Raw genomic sequence first — 3,160 nt, forward strand, 5'->3', positions numbered from 1 at the left:
GCAACAATGCCAGCATCTTTTTTGGGTTTTTTTTTAATCCAAGCATAAACGAAATATCCAAAAGAGACTATAAATACTATGGCAAATAAATAGGCAAGAGTTTCCATCACCCCTCCTTAATTATTTGCTCATTTTGATTTCCTTTTTCTCGTGGCATATCTTGTATAGACATACCAGATATGTCCCGGTAAAGCTTCTCTAAGAGTTAACGAAAACTTTTGAATGCAGTAAAGTTCTAAATCTTCTTTTGTTTTACCGTTAGCTTTAGCTACACCAAAGAGCTTCCGTAGAAGATAGTTTTTAGGAATGTCTACTTTGTAAACACCTCTTTTTACAAGCTCATTCAGCAGCTTACTTTCCCAATTACGAAGAAAAAAGATAGCTTCTTGATACTGCGTTCTTCTTAGCATCTTGTAGTCAGTTATTTCAAACTTGTCATGTATTCTTTTCCAAACTTGAGCAAAGGTACTTTTCTTAGTTCTTGCTGTAATTCCTTGTGGACTTGCTATTCTATAGACACGAGCTTGCAACTCTAAGGCTACTATTCTAGATACAAAGTCCTTTATTTCTTTTAACTCTTTTGGTGAAAGTTCAGGTTCTATGGTTACTTTGAACTTTGGAGCATGGAAATGGTTATTAATTTCTTTGCGAACTGTTCCAAAAACCGAAACGAGATTATCTTTACCACTAATTTTCACATTTAAGTTGGAAATAAAACTCTCCACCTCCCTGTCGCTCAGAAGCCTTTCAAGTTCTTGGAGCTTTTCCTTTAGATCTTTTCTTTCCTCCATTTTCTTTCCCTTAAACTGTTAAGGCTTCTAAAAGCTTTTCTCCCTTTTTTTCAAGTTTTCCTTTTAACTTTTCTATGCTCTCATCAGCTTCTAACAGTTCTATAAGCAAACGGGCGACTTTCACTCTTTGTTTTGTATTCAGTTTCATACCTTTCTTCTTCTCGAGTTTTCTCACTATCCTAAGAGCTAAAATCACTGCTTCTACTTCCTCTTCTGAAAATTCCTTAAGAAGCTTTTCTAAGCTACTCTCTTCCTTCTCTATAAACATTTCCCCCTTGCCTTTTCGTAGCCATTCGGGGTTGACGGAGAAGATTTGTTCAATGAGGCGGAGAGTGGTTTCATCTGGCGACCGTTGTCCGCTTTCGTATCGCTGTATGGCTCTAAGTGTTCTTCCTACATGCTCAGCAAACTCTTTTTGAGTTAGCCCTAAAGCTTTTCTTAACTCCTTTAGTCTTCCTGCTATGCCAGTTTTATCTATTTCCATTATTTGTGACATTCCTTACCCAGGTAAATTTTGTCACACGACCAAAATACGACCAAACCTATTGACAGATACGACCATTGTTCCTATAATTACCTATAGAGAATAGGCAAATAACCAAGCTACTAACCTATAAGAGGGTAACTAATATGATAACACAAAGATTCATTCCCAAGAAGAACTTAGAGCGAATAAAAAAACTTAAAAAACAAAAGGGGCTTACCTATAGAGATATCGCTGAAATTCTCGGGCGTCCTGTTTCAACTGTAAAAAACGTTGCACTTGGTCTTGTTGTTTCTTCTGAAGTAGCAAGAGAAATAGAAAAAGTTTTAGGGGAAAGAGGACTTTTCCCTTACCTAAGAAAGAAAGAGGAAAAAGAAAGAAAACGTAAATCAGCGATAGAAAAGGCAAAGAAAAATCTGAAGGGGGTTAAGTAATGGAAAAGCAGTTTTGGAAAAAGGTAGGGAACAAAATCCTGAAAGAAGGTGTACAGAAGTTAATCTCACAGGGACAAACTGTTCCTGCAACTGCAAAGCTTTTAGGTATCTCAGAGTACCAGATGGTTGACATCCTCTATAAAGACAAAGTTGTTGCCTTTCCTAAAGTCTGTCAAATGGTAGCGAACGGAGCAGTTGGAATTGTTGAAGGACTTGCAGACCTTTGTAATTGTGTAGTAGTGGAACTTCCAGAACAGTTTGAACCATTAGAAAGAGGAAAAGAAGCAGCTAAGGTTTTAAAAGAAGTTGGAGATGTAATACAGAAATACGGACAAGCTATCGAGGACGGAAAAATAACAGAGGAAGAAAGAGTAATTCTGAAGAAAGAAATCAAAGAAGCAATTATAACTTTACTCGCTTTGGAGCTTAGAGTAGAAGAAGCTTATAGGGAGGGCGAGTGATGATTCTCGTCCTCTTTTGTCTCATTCTGCTTCTTGCCCTCGCGATTCCCGAACCTGAATGGAAAAAAAGCAACCAGGAGGACAATTATGAAATATAAGAAGTTAGAAATTTCATGGCAAGCACAGAAAAAACAAAAGAAAAACAAAGTTTCCCAAAGGTTTTCAGACTACATCCAAGAAATATTGCAAGAACTCTCAAAGGAAGAGTCAGACTTCAAAAAGTGTGAAGAACTCCTTTTAAAGATAGTGGAGGCATAGTATGCGTTTGGAGCTCTCCCCTGCAGAACTTGCTCAAAAACTCGGCATTTCCTTGGGAACGTTTCGCAATAGGTATGCTAACAGCCTCCAAGCCATAAACGACAGGCTAAAAGAACTTGGGGAAGAGCTCCAAGTTGTAGAGAAAAAGAAAGTAGGGAGAAACACTATTTTTATCTTGGAGTCCATAGCGGCACCTCCCCCCTCCTGTCCTCCCTCCAAAAAGGCAGGTTCGCCCCCGCCTGCCTCCTCTTTTTCGCCTGCACTTACCGAACACGAAAAAGAGATACTCAATGTCTTGAAAGAAAAGGACAAAAGGGAAGTTTGGAAGAGATTGGTAATTGCAAAAGATCCATCTTCTGTAAACCAAAAAGCAAAGAAATATGGACTACCCAAATCAACAATTTCAAGATGGGTGAAAGCCTACAGAGAAAAAGGAATTATTGGACTTATACCATGGAAGCGAGAGTCAAAAGAAATACCTGAAGAAATAAGAAGAGAAGCAGAAAAACTATATGCAAATACTCACATGTCTATTAAGGACATCCATAGAAAACTTGAAATGTTAATGGTGGAGGTGGGGGAATACGTCTCCTATGAAAGGCTTAAGAAGTATCTGCAAGAACTTCATAAGAATTTTAAACATGAAGTAACCCTAAGAAAATATGGAAGGAGTGCTGCTATGAAATTTACACCAAAAATTGGAAGGTGGAAAAAGAAAAATCCATTCACCGT

The 3,160-nt window shown here is 37.9% G+C and carries 6 protein-coding genes; 4 read left to right on the plus strand and 2 right to left on the minus strand.

Annotated elements, in window-relative coordinates; translation table 11 throughout:
* Positions 1-128: 128 nt before the first annotated feature.
* Both ABGX27_07640 and ABGX27_07645 read right to left on the minus strand, forming a co-directional pair.
* The gene (locus tag ABGX27_07640; GenBank protein ID MEO2069366.1) at positions 129-791 is read right to left on the minus strand and encodes an ORF6C domain-containing protein; all 663 of its coding nucleotides are present in this window, start codon (positions 789-791) and stop codon (positions 129-131) included.
* Positions 792-801: 10 nt separating this feature from the next.
* Complete coding sequence (locus ABGX27_07645) at positions 802-1,275, minus strand: helix-turn-helix domain-containing protein (GenBank protein MEO2069367.1); 474 nt, start codon at positions 1,273-1,275, stop codon at positions 802-804.
* 146 nt (positions 1,276-1,421) lie between these two features.
* On the opposite strand from ABGX27_07645, the gene ABGX27_07650 reads away from it, so the two are divergent.
* From ABGX27_07650 to ABGX27_07665, 4 genes are all read left to right on the plus strand, one after another.
* Positions 1,422-1,709, plus strand: coding sequence for a helix-turn-helix transcriptional regulator (locus ABGX27_07650; GenBank protein ID MEO2069368.1), 288 nt, complete (start codon positions 1,422-1,424; stop codon positions 1,707-1,709).
* Complete coding sequence (locus ABGX27_07655) at positions 1,709-2,170, plus strand: phage regulatory CII family protein (GenBank protein MEO2069369.1); 462 nt, start codon at positions 1,709-1,711, stop codon at positions 2,168-2,170. The genes ABGX27_07650 and ABGX27_07655 overlap by 1 nt, the downstream gene beginning before the upstream one ends.
* An 87-nt stretch (positions 2,171-2,257) precedes the next feature.
* Complete coding sequence (locus ABGX27_07660; protein ID MEO2069370.1) at positions 2,258-2,428, plus strand: hypothetical protein; 171 nt, start codon at positions 2,258-2,260, stop codon at positions 2,426-2,428.
* A gap of 1 nt (position 2,429) precedes the next feature.
* Positions 2,430-3,160 (plus strand): helix-turn-helix domain-containing protein (locus ABGX27_07665; protein MEO2069371.1); only part of this gene is annotated, 731 nt, incomplete at its 3' end.

This window comes from Desulfurobacteriaceae bacterium, assembly GCA_039832905.1.
Classification (GTDB): domain Bacteria; phylum Aquificota; class Aquificia; order Desulfurobacteriales; family Desulfurobacteriaceae; genus Desulfurobacterium.